The 13,995-nt window shown below is 67.4% G+C and carries 13 protein-coding genes and 1 riboswitch; of the genes, 5 read left to right on the top strand and 8 right to left on the bottom strand.

What is annotated here, in order from left to right; genetic code table 11:
• The first annotated feature begins 229 nt into the window (after positions 1 to 229).
• Positions 230 to 628 (top strand): hypothetical protein, encoded by a 399-nt coding sequence (locus tag ACLBX8_RS29330; RefSeq protein WP_447700911.1) that lies wholly within the window; start codon positions 230 to 232, stop codon positions 626 to 628.
• 511 nt (positions 629 to 1,139) lie between these two features.
• Here ACLBX8_RS29330 and ACLBX8_RS29325 read toward each other — a convergent pair.
• The 3 genes from ACLBX8_RS29325 to ACLBX8_RS29315 all read right to left on the bottom strand — a co-directional run bounded on the left by ACLBX8_RS29325 (position 1,140) and on the right by ACLBX8_RS29315 (position 5,385).
• Complete coding sequence (locus ACLBX8_RS29325) at positions 1,140 to 2,321, bottom strand: DUF1624 domain-containing protein (protein WP_447700912.1); 1,182 nt, start codon at positions 2,319 to 2,321, stop codon at positions 1,140 to 1,142.
• Entirely contained in the window at positions 2,321 to 4,240 is a 1,920-nt protein-coding gene (locus tag ACLBX8_RS29320) for a TonB-dependent siderophore receptor (protein ID WP_447700940.1), read from the bottom strand. Before ACLBX8_RS29320 ends, ACLBX8_RS29325 begins: the two co-directional genes overlap by 1 nt.
• A 319-nt stretch (positions 4,241 to 4,559) precedes the next feature.
• A riboswitch (cobalamin riboswitch) is annotated at positions 4,560 to 4,751 on the bottom strand.
• Positions 4,752 to 4,917: 166 nt separating this feature from the next.
• Positions 4,918 to 5,385: a hypothetical protein gene (locus ACLBX8_RS29315; RefSeq protein WP_447700913.1), complete on the bottom strand. Its 468-nt coding sequence runs from the start codon at positions 5,383 to 5,385 to the stop codon at positions 4,918 to 4,920.
• 176 nt (positions 5,386 to 5,561) lie between these two features.
• Between ACLBX8_RS29315 and ACLBX8_RS29310 the strand changes: the two genes are divergently transcribed.
• The 3 genes from ACLBX8_RS29310 (at position 5,562) to ACLBX8_RS29300 (ending at position 8,246) form a co-directional block, all read left to right on the top strand.
• Entirely contained in the window at positions 5,562 to 5,990 is a 429-nt protein-coding gene (locus ACLBX8_RS29310) for a LexA family protein (protein ID WP_447700914.1), read from the top strand.
• Entirely contained in the window at positions 5,987 to 7,276 is a 1,290-nt protein-coding gene (locus tag ACLBX8_RS29305) for a Y-family DNA polymerase (RefSeq protein ID WP_447700915.1), read from the top strand. Before ACLBX8_RS29310 ends, ACLBX8_RS29305 begins: the two co-directional genes overlap by 4 nt.
• Before the next feature lie 214 nt (positions 7,277 to 7,490).
• A complete protein-coding gene (locus tag ACLBX8_RS29300; protein ID WP_447700916.1) occupies positions 7,491 to 8,246 on the top strand; it encodes a toll/interleukin-1 receptor domain-containing protein in 756 nt (251 codons plus the stop codon).
• Between the two features lie 100 nt (positions 8,247 to 8,346).
• Here ACLBX8_RS29300 and ACLBX8_RS29295 read toward each other — a convergent pair whose 3' ends face one another.
• From ACLBX8_RS29295 to ACLBX8_RS29280, 4 genes are all read right to left on the bottom strand, one after another.
• Positions 8,347 to 9,642 carry an MBL fold metallo-hydrolase gene (locus tag ACLBX8_RS29295; protein ID WP_447700917.1) on the bottom strand — a complete coding sequence of 432 codons (1,296 nt, stop codon included), beginning with the start codon at positions 9,640 to 9,642 and terminating at the stop codon, positions 8,347 to 8,349.
• Positions 9,643 to 9,790: 148 nt separating this feature from the next.
• Positions 9,791 to 10,150: a hypothetical protein gene (locus ACLBX8_RS29290; protein WP_447700918.1), complete on the bottom strand. Its 360-nt coding sequence runs from the start codon at positions 10,148 to 10,150 to the stop codon at positions 9,791 to 9,793.
• An 84-nt stretch (positions 10,151 to 10,234) separates the two neighbouring features.
• Entirely contained in the window at positions 10,235 to 10,774 is a 540-nt protein-coding gene (locus tag ACLBX8_RS29285) for a hypothetical protein (protein ID WP_043759400.1), read from the bottom strand.
• Between the two features lie 87 nt (positions 10,775 to 10,861).
• Positions 10,862 to 11,959 carry a DNA-binding protein gene (locus tag ACLBX8_RS29280; RefSeq protein WP_447700919.1) on the bottom strand — a complete coding sequence of 366 codons (1,098 nt, stop codon included), beginning with the start codon at positions 11,957 to 11,959 and terminating at the stop codon, positions 10,862 to 10,864.
• Positions 11,960 to 12,182: 223 nt separating this feature from the next.
• Here ACLBX8_RS29280 and ACLBX8_RS29275 point away from each other — a divergent pair, with 223 nt between their 5' ends.
• Entirely contained in the window at positions 12,183 to 12,833 is a 651-nt protein-coding gene (locus ACLBX8_RS29275; protein WP_447700920.1) for a hypothetical protein, read from the top strand.
• On the opposite strand, the gene ACLBX8_RS29270 is transcribed toward ACLBX8_RS29275, so the two are convergent.
• The gene (locus tag ACLBX8_RS29270; RefSeq protein WP_447700921.1) at positions 12,813 to 13,973 is read right to left on the bottom strand and encodes a patatin-like phospholipase family protein; all 1,161 of its coding nucleotides are present in this window, start codon (positions 13,971 to 13,973) and stop codon (positions 12,813 to 12,815) included. The two genes, ACLBX8_RS29275 and ACLBX8_RS29270, sit on opposite strands and share 21 nt — an antisense overlap.
• Between the last annotated feature and the right edge of the window lie 22 nt (positions 13,974 to 13,995).

The raw sequence follows: 13,995 nt of genomic DNA, 5'->3' as shown, positions 1-13,995 counted from the left end.
TGCCGACGGTGGTGATCTCCATGGGGATGGCTCCTGCATGAGCGTGGCTGCTGCTTTGACAGCAACCACATCTTGGCATCGAGATGCCGTCAGTCGGAGCGGGAGCCATCCACCCCATCTGCTTCGGGGCGGCAATGCATGGAAGCGGACGTTGGCTTCGTGCCCGCTCACGACTCATTGCAGACGCTCAGCACCATGCCAGGATGGCCCCACGCGGGGGGGCTGGACGATGCCGACCTTACAAATCCATGACCTTGAGCCGCAGCACGCCGCTGTAGTCGATCCTCGCCTCGTGCTGCCGATGCTCGGCGAGCGTGCGATCCGGGCTTCATGGCAGGTTGCCGGGGTTGCCCGCTTCAACGAACCCCTCTTCGCTACGGGCGAAGGAGCAACCCATCTTGAGGCGCTCTGCCGATCTCTGAAGCGTGTTTCAGGTGTAGTGTTGAGGCAGATTTTCGATCAGGTTGAACAGGTCATCTGGGGCGAGTTCTCTGCCTACGACGGAGAAGGCACGCCTTGGGTGATACTCCGGGCTATCGACAGTTCTTGGTGCGAGGTCGAGACGGACGACGTTGGCATTCTGGTTCGCATCCGGGAGACTTTTACGGATGTCCGGACGGACCAGTGAGGGGCCTGTTCACACCCTAATCAGCCCTTTGCAGAGCGCTCCAGGGCGAAATCCAGTGTAGTCCAGTTGGACACTTCGACGCCCGTCTCGTCATGGATCAGGTATCCGTGGACCGACCCTTCGGGCACCTCGATGGCTGTGACCCACCCCTCTCCCCTGCGCTGCGATCTCGGCGCTAGGCCGGAGGCCAGATCAGCGAGTTCGCGTTCAGTGATAGGCTCAAGTGCGCGGGCACCTGCCTCAGCGGCTCCCGCCGCTGTGGCGAACACTTCGGTGAGGGTCTCGTAAGGAACAGGCGCTGTCCAGGGTGGGAAGACCGCCAACTTGACCGTGTAGCTCATAAGTTCACTAGTGCCACTGGAGGCCCTAACGCCGAGTTCCGCTAACCACCCCGAACCAAAGTAGCCGGACGGCCGAGGAATGGCTGCTTTCGGGAAGTGCGAGTCGCGTTCTGCACGGCTGGACCGGGTCGCAAGCAGACCGTCGCATAGCCAAGACGATGGGTTCGACCCTAAAGGTACTTGAGCCAAGCGATGTCGCGTCGCGACGCCTTGAGGCGCGAGAACCAGGCCGTCGGGAAGTACAGGGGCGGGATCAGCGCCGCATACCAGACCACGATCCACACGTAGTTGTCGACGCCGAACACGGTGCCCTGGGTCGCGCCCCAAATCGCGAACGCGCCATGGTAAAGTAGCCGCAGAACCGTCAGGTGAACCACGTAGAAAAAGAGCGGCGCCCCGCCGAACACCGCCAGCGCCGCGACGACCAGGCGGTCGCCAATGCGTTCCAGCGCGACGAGCAATAGCGCCCCGATCCCGAGCGTCAGCAACAGGAACAGCAGCGAGGGCGGATACTTCGTCAGCGCGAAGAAGCTCATCGCGGTCCGCATGGCGCTCTCGTCGACGACGAACCAGGGCCTGTCGCCGTAGCCGTTCACCAGACGCAGCAACGCGAAGCCGACCAGCATTGTGATGCCGACTGTAGCGAAACGGCGCTCGCGCGTACCTGTGGCGACGCCGGGCAGGAACCACGGACCGATGGCGTAGCCGAGCGCGATGACCCCGATCCAGGGAAGCACCGGGTAGGTCGTCTTGGCCACCAGACCGAATGGGAGCGCGATGACGTCGCGCTGGTGCAGCATGGCCCAGGCGGCGAAGAAGGGGTCATCGGGCCGGAGTTGGATCGGGTCGAGGAGATTGTGCCCGCAAACGATCAGCGTCCCGACCGCGAATAACGCCGAGCGCGGCAGGCCGATCATCGCCGCCAGGACGATCATGCACACGCCGATGCACCAGATCACCTGAAGCCAAAGCGTCGGGCTGGCGACGCCCCAGTACAGCTCCGAGAGGTAGAAGACCTCCAGAGCCATCAGCACGAGGCCGCGCTTCACGAGGTAGGCGCGCGTCTCCGCCAGGGTGTGCCGGGTGCTGAACAGGTACGCGGCCACCCCCGTCAGCGCGATGAAGATCGGCGCGCACAGGCTGACCGCGAGGCGCGCGAGATACAGGCCCGGCAGGGCGGTCCTGGCATCCATTGGGTCGGCGACCGGCACGTGCAGGAACCAGGTTTCACGCAGGTGGTCGAGGAGCATCAGCACCATTACCAGCCCGCGCAGGGCATCGATTGAGACGATGCGTCCGGTCAGGGCCGATTTCTCTGTCGACTCTTCCAGCGTTCTCGGATGCACGCTCATCAGAAGCGCGCCGTCATGCTGACGGTCACCCGCCGGGGCTCGCCGACGCCGACCCAGAAGGCGTTGTAGGAGCGTTCGTAGTAGGTCTCGTCGAAGATGTTATCGACGTTGAGCCCGAAGCGCAGGTTCTCGTAGCGGTAGTAGGCCAGGGCGTCGGTCAGCACGTAACCCGGGAGCCGGAACCGCTCGTTGCCGCTGTCCCCGAGACGCGAGCCGACGGCCCGGACGCCGCCGCCGAAGCCGAAGCCCTTCCAGTCGCCGGCCTGGACCTCATAGACGCCGAGCAGGCTGCCGGAGTGGCGCGGGATGTTGAGGAGCGGCGAGCCGACCCGCAGGACCTCGTCGCGGGTCACCGCTGCGTCGATGAAGGCGTAACCGCCGATCACCCGGAACTCGGGCGTCACCTGTCCGACGAAGCTTAGGTCGAAGCCCTGGCTCCGCACCGCCCCGGCGGCGATCTGGAAGAAGAAGTCCCTCGGGTCGGTCGTGAGGACGTTCTCCTTCTCGATGTGGAAGGCCGCGCCGGTCACGCTCAACCCGGTGAAGAGGTCGAGCTTGACGCCTGCCTCGTAGCCGAAGCCGGTCTCGGGGGCGAAGGGTCGTGTCGCAATGTCGAAGCCGGTGTTAGGCCGGAACGAGGCCGCCACGTTGCTGTAGAACGAGAGGAAGGACAGCGGCTGGTAGACGAGACCCGCACGCGGTGAGAAGCCGGTCCGGTCCTGCTCCGTGCGCTCGTTGCCAACCTTGTCGCGGAAGGTCTGGTTGTAGAAGTCGGTTCGGTTGCCGAGGAGCAGCCTCCACTCGGGGCTCAGCGCGATCTGGTCCTGCACGTAGACGGCGGTGTTCCCGACGTTCTCGCTCGCGCTGTAGCGCCGCGTAAAGGGCGGCTTGGGCTGGCCGTAGACCGGGTTGAACAGGTCGATGGCGAAGGGGTCGAGCCGCGGCGTCGAGCGCAGCAGGTTCTCGGTGCTGTTGTAGCGCTCGTGCTCAAGGCCGAGCAGCACGGTGTGGGCGAACGGCCCGGTGTCGAAGTGCCCCACGAGCTCGGCCTGACCGATGGCCACGCCCCACGTGAAGTCGTGCCGGCGGAACTCGCGCAGCAGGGTGCGCCCGTCGTCGAGAAGGCCGGTCGCGCCGGTCTGCAGGCCGGTCAGGCTGCCGGTGTTGAAGTGGCCGGCGACCCTGAGCTGCCAGTCGGCATTGAAGGCGTGATCGAGGCGGATCTGCAGGATCCCGGCTTCTGACACGGAGTCGTCGCCCGGCTCACCGAAGAAGCGGGAGCGCGGTACGAGGCCAAGGCGGTTGTTCACCGCCACCGTCCCGCGGTCGAAGGTCTGGCGGTTGCGCAGGTACTGCGCCTCGACGGTCAACTTGGTGTCCGGGCTGATCAGCCAGCTCACCACGGGCGCAGCCAGGACGCGGTCGCCGTCGACGAAATCGCGGAAGCTGTCCTGCCTCGCGAGCGCGCCGTTGAAGCGGTAGAGGACGGTGCCTTCCTCGTTCAGTGGCCCGCCGGCGTCGACGGTGGTGCGTGCCGTTCCGAAGCTCCCGAACAGCGTGCCCATTTCGACGAAGGGCAAGGCCACGGGCTGCTTGGTCAGGATGTTGATGGTGCCGCCCGGGTCGCTGCGTCCATAGAGTGCCCCGCTCGGTCCCTTGAGCACCTCGATGGACTGCACGTTCTGGGTGTCCGGCGCGCCGTTGTAGCCCCGGGCAATGTTGAAGCCGTTGAAGAAGATATCCTGGGTGGCGAAGCCGCGCACCGAGTAGAGCGCGAGGTTCTGGGCGCCGAAATCGTTCTGCTTGCCGACTCCCGGAACGTAGTCGAGGGCGCGCTCGACGCGCGTGGCGGCGGTGTCCCGCAGGACCTCCTGGGGCACGACGTCGACCTGCTGGGGCAGCGAGAGCCGCGGCGTCACGGTCTTCGTCCCGCTGTAGAGATCCTTGACTTGGTAGGTCGGTGCGGCGGTGTAGCTGCCCTCGACCGAGAGCGGATCGAGAACCACAGCGGCCGCTGCCTCGGCAGGGTCTCCCTGGGCCAGCGTCGGAGATGCGCCCGGAAGGGTAAGCGCGAGCGTGGCGACGCATGCGCGAAACCGCCTTTTGGAAATCGAACGGTACACAGGCCTAGGACCTCGGGACGGCAGTGGCACGTCACCGCGAACGAGGCCTCGCCAGCCGCGCTGGCGCACGGCCGTCTCGACACCCGTCAGGACCACCCCGCCCGACGCGTTTCGCGTGTGACCACGGCTGACGGCAGGTCTCCTGGCTCGCGGGTCGCCGCCCTCGCACCGTCTTCCCGGGGTGACCCAGTGACATGGTGGTGAAGGGCTCGCCGCTTACAGTTGCGGGGGCAGCCGTGGCTTCGGGGATAGCCCCAACCACGTTCCCTTTTGATCCCCGGAGGGAACCGTCAAGGTTGAGCTACGCTTCACGAGAATGTGAGTCAACGCACCGGCTGCTGCCGTTCGACCGGCTCCTGTGAAAGGGCACGCGTGAGGTCGAGGTGACCTGAGTTGCGTCGGCGGAGTGATGACACCTCAAGCTATCCCTGGGCGGGATCGGGAACGCGCGGCGACGGCGCCAACAGGCTCGCCTACTCGACCTTCAGCCGCTTGGCTGCAGCGGGGCAAAGCATCTTGAACTGCTCGACCATGGGCGGCATGCCCGACGCGCACGAGGTGTCGGCGTCAGCCCCGACTGGGAAGCGGGCCTTCCTGACCTGCCCATCGCTGTAACGGTAGCCGACCGTGCCGGTTCGGCAGTTCGCCTCCGCGGTCATCGTGGCTCGGCCTTCGCTCCGTAAGTAATTCGCGACACACTGAGCCGTCGTGAGCTTGCCACCGAACTGCTTGGTTTCCCCGCCGGGGTCGCGTTCGCAATACTCCTGCAGGTCGGCCTTGGTGACGATGCCGCGCATCGTGGCCCGCGCCGTATCGATGCCGTCGCGCTCGACGACCGTGCCGTTCCAGCCTTTGCAGGAGGCGAGCGGGAAATCCCCCGCCGCCAGCGTCGGCGTCACCAAAAAGGGCAAGGCCGCAAGCGCGTAAACGGTGATCCTCAATGGCGTTCCTCCGGCGCGGTCTAGACCGAAGCGGCTCTGACGGTATCTCTTCGGCAAGCGCCAATTCCATTTATCCACAGGCGTCCACACCGGCTCATTGTCGCAAGCTCGGCCGCTTGCGAGGAACCGCCGCCGCATGTTCCTATTTTGTTCTGTTAGATTCGCGGAGCAAAAACATGCAAGCCAGCGGCATTACCATTGGCCTGCCCATGCCGGTGCCCCTCCTGGCTCGACCAGTCAGGGCGGGCTTCCCCAGCCCGGCGGACGATTTCATCGAGGACGAGATCGACCTTCAGCGTCTGCTCATCGCCAACCGGCCGGCGACCTTCCTGGTGCGGGTGGCGGGCGACAGCATGGTGCTGGCCCGCCTTTTCGACGGAGACCTCGCGGTGGTCGACCGCTCGCTCACGCCGCGAAACGGCGACATCGTCGTGGTCGATATCGACGGCGAGCGCTCCTTCAAGGTCTGGCGCCGCCAGGGGCATCGGGTGCACCTGGCTTTCGCCAATCCCCGTTTTCCGGAGTTCCGGCTTTCTCCCGGAGCAGAGGTGGAGGTCTGGGGCGTCGTCTCCGGCTCGATCAACCCGAGGCGCCGGAGCGAGTGAGCGCCCGGGCCTACGCCCTCTCCGACGGCAACTCGTTCTATTGCTCCTGCGAGCGCGTGTTCGACGCCCGCTTGGCCCGCGTGCCCGTGATCGTGCTGAGCAACAACGACGGCTGCGCCATCGCCCGCACCGCCGAGGCCAAGGCCCTCGGCATCCGCATGGGAGAGCCGTACTTCAAGATCCGCGACATGTGCCGGTCCCGGGGCGTGCGAGTCTACTCGTCGAACTATGCTCTGTACGGCGACATGTCCGCCCGGGTGAACACGGTCTACCGGGGCTTCTCTCCGCGCATCGAGATCTACTCCATCGACGAAAGCTTCCTCGACCTGTCCGACGTCCGGGAGCGGGACCGAGTGCCGCTCGCTCGGGACATGCGTGAGACCGTGCGAGCCTGGACTGGCATCCCGACCTGCGTCGGGATCGGCCCGACCAAGACGCTGGCGAAGCTCGCCAACCACGTCGCCAAGAAGGTGCCGGAGCTCGGCGGGGTTTGCGACCTAACCGACCCGGTCCAGTACGAGCACTGGATGGTCCGCATCCCGCCCGAGGACATCTGGGGCGTCGGACCGGCCAACGCCCGCAAGCTGGAGGCCCTGGGCTGCGAGAGCGTCGCCGACGTGCGCGACCTCGACACCCGGGCGGTGCGCAAGGCCATGACCGTGGTCGGGGAGCGGCTCGTCATGGAATTGCGGGGCATGGCCTGCCTCGACCTGGAGGAGGTCGCACCGACCCGGAAGGGCTGCGCGGTGACCCGCAGTTTCTCCGACCGCGTCGAGGACCTCGCTACCATGGAACAGGCCGTCGCCACCCACGCCGCCAGGCTGGGCGAGAAGCTGCGCGCCGGGGGCCTCGGGACCGACCACGTCACGGTCTTCTTCCACACATCCGAGCACGACCGGGACCGGCCGCAGCGGTCGGTCTCGTCGGTGGTGACCCTGCCGGAGGCGTCGAACGACACCCTCGTGCTCGTGAAGGCCTGCCTGCACGGGGTCCGGAAGACCTGGCGCGACGGCTACCGCTATTCCAAGGCCGGGGTCGTCACCACGGACCTGGTACCCCTGGCGGCCTCGCAGCGGGCCTTCCCGGGGCTGGGGCAAATGGACCGGGAATACGGGGCGGCGCTGATGGGCGCCCTCGACGCCTGCAATCGCCGGTTCGGCCGTGGGGCGGTCGTCCCGGGCAGCGCGGGGTTCGCCCCAAAACGGGAGTGGTCGACCAAGTTCGACATGCGCTCGCCGCGCTACACCACCCGGATCGACGAACTCCCGACCGTGGCGGCGGCCTAGGCCGGGCCATCGTGGTCACGGCGCCGGCGTCCAGGCACGCCGCGTCGTAACGCGTCACGGATAGCGTTATGCGCTACGCGGCACTCGCCGAGTCGACCGGCGTCCTTACCGCGCCGCCGATAGGGGTCCGGGGTTATCCCCTCCATCATGGGGAACAAAGCGGGTTCGGGACGCATGAATCCGGAACTTGGCCGGCAACCCGACGGGGGCTTCCATGCGCGCCCGCGCCCGCACGCGTACCGAGAAGGCCGGCACTGCGTCCCAGACAGCGGCCAAGGCGAAGCCTGGACCGCGACCCGCGGCCCGGCCGGCGACCCCGCGCGGCAAGCCGGAGAAGCCCGAGGTCCGGATCTTCGTTTCCTACTCGCACCGGGACGCCGACGCGCAGGCCAGGCTCGAAACCCTTCTCGCCCCGCTGAAGCGCGAGGGCGTCACGACCTGGTTCGACGGCGACCTGAACGCCGGCGACAAGCTCGACACCGGGATCGCGCGTGCCCTCCGCGAAGCCCATGTCTTCGTCGCCCTGCTCAGCCCCGATTACCTTGCGAGCAACTACTGCTGGAAGATCGAGTACAAGCGCGCCATGGGCCGGCGCGCGCGGGGCCACGTGCGGGTCGTCGCCGTGGTCGTCCGCCCGTGCGACTGGAAGTCGACCCCCGCCGCCGGGTTCAAGCTGCTGCCCGAGGACGGACGCGAGGTCACCCGCTGGCGCAGCGCCGACGATGCGTTCCTCAACGTCGCCCAGGACATCCGGCGTGTCGTCGCGGCGGTCCGCAAGGACATGGCGACGACCCTCGCCAAGCCCGCGCCGCGGAAGCGCGCGACAACGAAGCCACCGGCAAAGCCGGCCCCCAAGCCTCCGATGAAGCCGCCTATAAAGTCTGGACCAAAGCCGCGGGCTCGCACGGCTGGCGGGCAGACGGTGCTGAAAGGCCCGCGCAAGCCTGGAAACAGCCGGGGAAAGATCTGATGCGATGACGAGGCCGCTAAGCCGAAGAGGTGGCTTCCCGCTCGGACACGGTCGGCACGATCTCGGCGTGGTTCAAGACCGGTTCCTTCGAATTGAGGCATCACACGCTGTCGCCAGTGCCGGCTCCACCGCTGGTCGGATTACTGCAGTCGCAGATCCTCCCAACCGTGTGCAACATCCACCAAGGCCTCGGTGCAATGACGCCGGACAGCATCGGCGCGTATTTGACCCGGGGGCACTTGGTGCAGAGCCGTAGGCAATCCTGTTGGTCCAGGAACGTCTGGCCGGGTTGGTCCACGCTGCCGCCTGCGCGGAGGATTACGCCAACCCAAGCCCAAGCGTTCAGGTGAGCGTACGCGGCCCGGTTAGACTCCGAGCCGTGGTGCGGAGCGGTCGCAACGACTACCGGGAACGGCATGGGGAGGGCCGGGAGGAACGAGTTGGCATAACCTCGACCGTCGCCGAGGGGTGAGTCGCCACAGAAAAGGAAACCATGTCGCTGCCATCCAAGTGGCGCGAAGAACGCGAGGCTCTGCCGGTTGATCAGCGTCAATTGCATGTAGAGGCGGAGGGAGGATGGGGGCGGTGCCTGCTCGACGGCGTTGATCGGGACAAGGAAATGGCGCGCACCGCCGGACGCCCGGCGCGTCCTCTCAAACGTCTCAAAATCGAACCAGCGGGTTCTGATCCCATGTCGGATGGCAGCCATGGCGATGCCGCGAATGGCTTCGGCCGTCTCGATCAGGCCTAGCCAGTAGCTGACAATCGAAGTTCCCGGCGCCGCGGACACCCGCCCTTTCCGATGCCTCGCCCTTTTGCGCGTCGCGTCGAACGCCCGTGCAGCGTCGGCGTCACTCGCCAATTGCTCCTTGGCGACGCGAAGCTCTTCGAACCACCCGGGCTCCGGGGGAGGCTCCCCGGGACCCAAGTCGTCATCAGGGTCGTCGGCCCAGCCTTCGAAGAGTGATCCGTCGTGGTCCAACGGCTCGGACTGGATGTCGTCCCGGCCATCTCGCGGTCTCTCCTCACCCGCGTCGCGGATGCCGCGCAGAAGCTGCTCATCGGGCTTCTCCAACGCGGCATCGAGCTCGCCGATCAGCTTTCCCAGAAATCCCGCGGGATCGCGCGCGAGTTGAGGGATGACATCGACCCACCTTCCCGGAAGCCAAAGCTGCCCGACGCGTCCCGCCCATTTATCCAGGAGATTGGGTAGGCCCCCAGCGTGGTCGGTGTCACCATGGGTGCACAGGACGACATCGAGGCGTTCCAAGTCCTTGAAGTGCCGCTTGAGTTTGTCGGGGATCTTGTCCCCTTTGTAGCCGCCGTCCACCAACACGGCCCGGCCCGAGCGCCGAAAGAGAAAGGCCTCCCCTTTGACAGGGAGGGCCAGCAGCATATCGGGCCTTTCGTGCAAAGAGACCGGCATGCTTCCCCCGCGGGCGTATCCAAATGTCAAACGGCTCACGGGGCCGCATGCCGGCGCACGACATGCCTGGCTGCGGGCGGAAGCCGCCTCTCAACGGTCAAGCTGATGGAGCTCTACCCTATATGAGGGCCGGGTTGTCCTCCGCCCAGATGAGCTGAACGGTTGAACCGCTGATCTCGACCTTGAGGTCTGTCCGGTGGCGCAAGGTCTCGGCCATGCCGTCGATGGCCGCTCGCCCCCAACCGTAAACCTGCAGTTCCATGGAGGGCTGCTTGCGCCCCGCCACGGCGACCGCCTCGTCGATGATGCGGCCCAGGTTGGTGTCGGCGAAATCCGCACCGGCATCGCGCCCGTACAGTTTCAGGTCACGGAACTGATGGTCGAGGGGGGAAGTCCTCATGCCGTACATGACGGCACGGTTCTGCAACGACGCGGTGTAGGCGGCCTGGACCTTGGCCTTGATTTCCTGGGGCGTCACGGCTTGCCCTCCCAAACGCAGTCACCGGCCATGCCAACGGCGGCAGATGTCGGCCGTTCCCCGGGGCCACTGACGGGAGGCAGCTCAGCGACGGACGGGCTCAGCCGGCTTCAGGATATCCTCCGGCCGCTTCAGGTCGAGTTGCTCCCCCTCGCCGTCCGCCTTGTAACCGAATGCCTGGGCGTATCGGTCGAGGTCGGCTTCGCTGTTCAGGGCGACGCCGTGGCAGGCGGCGAAGTACCGGGCGGTCGCCGCCTCCGTCGCGCCTGCAGGCTGCCCGATGGGAACCAGCACGGCCGCGATCCATGTCCCCGGCTTGTCGCCTGGGTCGACCACTGCGGGGCGCGACTTCGAGCAGAACACGTACTCGTCGCCGGCTTCGCCGCCGACCCGCCGGGTGCGCTTGTCGTAAGTCCCGTTCGGATGCGTGCTCGTCCAAGTCCGCACGCTCATCTTGAAGAGCGCCCCGGCCGGGGACGACGCGACTAGGTCACGCTGCTCGATGCTGAACCACGAGCACACGTCCATATGGCACCGACCGCGCAGGAGTTCGGCCGCCGTAGCGGCGTCGAGGCTCGCGGCCGACGCGAGGATCGAAAGGGCGGCGAAAAGGGACAGGCGCAAGGGCGTCTCCAATCGGGGGCGTCGAACTGCAGGGCCCCCCACCGGACAGGACACCGTCGGTCGATTAGGGCTCGGCGGAGGCCCGGGTTATGCGGCCTCGTCCGGGCCAAACGTCCGGCTGCCAGGCCAGCGACCCGTGGCGGCGAAGACCTTGCCCGGGAGCTCCTGCAGGGGCCGCTTATTCCTGATGCGCTCGCGCAGCTTCTGGCGCAGTCGACCGGGCTTGATCGCCTTGTAGCGTTCCGTGGCCGCCACCCAACCGTCCGGCAAGTCTTCGAGGATCCGCTCCGCGGTAAGTGGCCCCCTCTCCAGCAGCAGGTCATGGACCTCGGCGACGAACAGCTTCCAGAACCATTCAGCCGACAGGGGCGGCGCGTCGGTCCCGATTGCGACGCGGCCCGGGTCCGGGGCGGCCTCGACGGGCGGCGCCACGGCGAAGCGTCCCTCGACCTCGGCGAAGCCGTCCCCCGCGTCGGCTAGGCGGATGAGGTAGAGCCGCAGCCAAGCCGGGGTCAGCGGCAGGCCGGCCCGCTCGGCGCGCTCCTTGAGCCGGTCCGGCAATGACAGGTGTATGGCGTGGACCCACATCGGCCCGCGCCGTTCGAGCACGCGGGTGACCGCGACGCGGACCTCGGCCCAGACCGGGTCGGCGGCCTCGGCGGCATGCCGGTCGCGAACCTTGCCGTAGACAGGGTTGAGGTGCATCGGTGCGGGTACCTTCACCGGCTCGGGCTCCGGGTCCGGCGCCGGGAATGCGAGCGCAGGGGGTGCCGCGCGGAGCCGGGCGAGCTCGGCCTCCAGCATCGCGACCCGCGCCTCCAGCAGGTCGACCTGCGCCAGCGCCTCCTCCAGGACCTCGCCTTGGCCGGCCTCCCGGGCCGCCTCACCCTCGGCCTCGGCGATCCGGTGGCGGGTCTGCTCGACGCGGACGTGTTCGAGGAGGGCGGTGCCGAAGGCGGCGAGTTGACCCTGCAGCGCCTCAGGCAGCTCGGCCTGCTCGATCAGCGGCCGGTAGCCGACCCTTGCCTTCCACTCCGCGAGCTCGCGGGCGATGTCGCCGAATGAGCCCTTGCCGAGCGCCTTGCGGACGGTGCGCACCGAGACCCGCGGCTTGGCGCCGTCGGCGTCGCGAGCCCTGGCCCGTATCCCGTCCGCCGCCGCCCAGACGTCCTTCCTCGCGACCATGCCCGCCGTCCCCGACTTGATGCGGACAGGATTGAGCGAAAGCGGTGAAGAAAGGGTCGTCGTGCGCATCCCCATTGACCCAGGCGTCCCGGATGCACATCCTGCGAATCCGAACGGAGAGTGAACATGGCTCAAGGTGGCAACTCAGGAGGGCGTCCCCCCGGGTCGTCCGCTCCGCCGAGGCCCGCGCCGGCCCCGGTCAATCGCCCTGGTGGAGGTGTCGGTGGAACTCGTGAGACAGGCGTCCGACCTCCCCCGCCCGGAGGCCCCCGTCCCGGCGCCAAGCGCTGAGGCGGTCCGTCTCTACGGCGACCTGAAGTTCGAGGCCCAGCGATGCGCCTACTACCACGGGATGCGGGCGCGCTTCTTCGACAGCTTCGGGAAGACGATCTCGCTCGTATCCTTCGTGGCGGGCGCGGGTGCGTTCTCGTCGCTCATTCAAGGCGTCGGCCCCCTCGTCTCAGTCCTGGCAATCGTCACCGCGTTCTTCTCGGGCCTGAACCTGATCATCGGGTTCGCCCGGAAGGGGCGCGACCACGAGGTGCTGAGGAGCAAGTATTACGGCATCCTTGTCGAGATCAAGAAGGCGCGTGACGACCTTTCGAAGCTGCGCGAGATCCAGGTGCGGCTGCTCGGCTCTTACGCCGACGGCACGATCTTCCTGTCGGCGCTCGACATGATGGCCACGAACCGCACGGCTGTCTCCCTGGGGCACCGGGACTACATGATCTACGTCCCCTGGAACCACCGCGCCCTGGCGCATGTCTGGTCCTTCACCGGCTACTACGTGAACGGCAAGCGGCCTGCCATGGGAGCGCCCGTCCAGAACCCGGCGCAGGCGGCCGGGGCCTCTTCACCGCCGCCGGTCGATTGACGGCAACCCGGCGAAGGACGGCGCCCGCCCCGGCGGGATCATCCCGCCCTTCCTGAGGGCCGCGTCCGCGTGGGCGTAGCCGGCGCGCATGACGGTCCGCTGGACGTGGTCCGGAAACCGCTTGAGCCGCGTCTTGATCGATGCCGCCAGCTTCGTGTCCGCAGCCGTGAACCCGAGGGGGTTTTCCGGCCCGTAAGTCTGAACGCCCTGGCCGATGCCCCAGGAGACGACCTTGCGCGAGCCGTCCCGGTCGAGGCCGCGAAGCACCCGCTCCCGCAGGAAGATCCCCTGCTGAAGGGCGATGTCCGTGACGCGGAGCGCCTGGGAGAACCAGTTTGACTTCGGGAGCGGGTTGCTTGGCATGGCCCGCCCCCCGTCGCTGACGAGAATGGTCTCGTAGCGCTTCCAGATCGGCTCCAGGCCGAGGTTGTCGTAGACTCCTCCGTCGGTCAGCCGAAGGCGGCCCTTGAAGCCTTCCTCGTGCAGGTCGGCACCCTCCTGCATCTGGATGGCCCCGGGCGGGACGCGGACGTAGGCGGGGGACATGTACGGCGGGAAGGCCGCCGAGGCAGCCACGACGTCGGCGACCCTCAGCTCCGGCTTCGGCCATTGGCCGACGTGATACTCCGCCGCGTATTCCTTCGCGAAGCGCCATAGGGCGCCGGTCTGCAGGCTGGTCGCCGTGAAGGTGAAGCGGGGCCGGTCGGGCAAATCCTGCAAAGTCGCGCCTTTGAACAGCGCGCGGTCGTAGACCCGCGCCGCGACCCCGGCGGCGGTCACGAAGGGCAGCAGCCCGGCCACGATAGCGGGCGCGTCCACCCATTTCTGGGCCAGGGCGAGGAGCGGCTGGCTGACCTCATCGCGGAGGTTCGTGGCCACTCCATTCTCGTCGAAGCGGAGACGCGCCCACCCCACGGCCAGCGCGCCGGCGGCGACGGAGCCGCCCGAGACGCTGGCCACTCGATCTAGCTTAGGCAGGATGCCTGCCTCGTTGAGCCGCGTCAGCGCGCCGACGTGGAACAGCATCGCGCGGAACCCACCCCCGGAGAGGCACAGGCCGATGCCAGGCTCAAGCTTGCGGGCGCCTAGGAAATCCTCGGCGGGCCTCGGGTCCGCGCCCTTGGGGGAAAAGCCGTCCATCAAAGCATCCCGCGGAAACCGT

This window comes from Methylobacterium sp. D48H, from assembly GCF_053345715.1.
The sequence above is the reverse complement of the archived record's forward strand: the minus strand, read 5'-3'. Positions and strand labels throughout refer to the sequence as shown.

Coding starts and splice junctions, on each gene's coding strand:
- ACLBX8_RS29295 (WP_447700917.1), bottom strand. CDS start 9,642: ATGCTGCTGGCCCTCCCTGTCAAAGGGGAGGCCTTTCTCTTTCGGCGC.
- ACLBX8_RS29330 (WP_447700911.1), top strand. CDS start 230: ATGCCGACCTTACAAATCCATGACCTTGAGCCGCAGCACGCCGCTGTA.
- ACLBX8_RS29270 (WP_447700921.1), bottom strand. CDS start 13,973: ATGGACGGCTTTTCCCCCAAGGGCGCGGACCCGAGGCCCGCCGAGGAT.
- ACLBX8_RS29300 (WP_447700916.1), top strand. CDS start 7,491: ATGCGCGCCCGCGCCCGCACGCGTACCGAGAAGGCCGGCACTGCGTCC.
- ACLBX8_RS29310 (WP_447700914.1), top strand. CDS start 5,562: ATGCAAGCCAGCGGCATTACCATTGGCCTGCCCATGCCGGTGCCCCTC.
- ACLBX8_RS29325 (WP_447700912.1), bottom strand. CDS start 2,321: ATGAGCGTGCATCCGAGAACGCTGGAAGAGTCGACAGAGAAATCGGCC.
- ACLBX8_RS29280 (WP_447700919.1), bottom strand. CDS start 11,959: ATGGTCGCGAGGAAGGACGTCTGGGCGGCGGCGGACGGGATACGGGCC.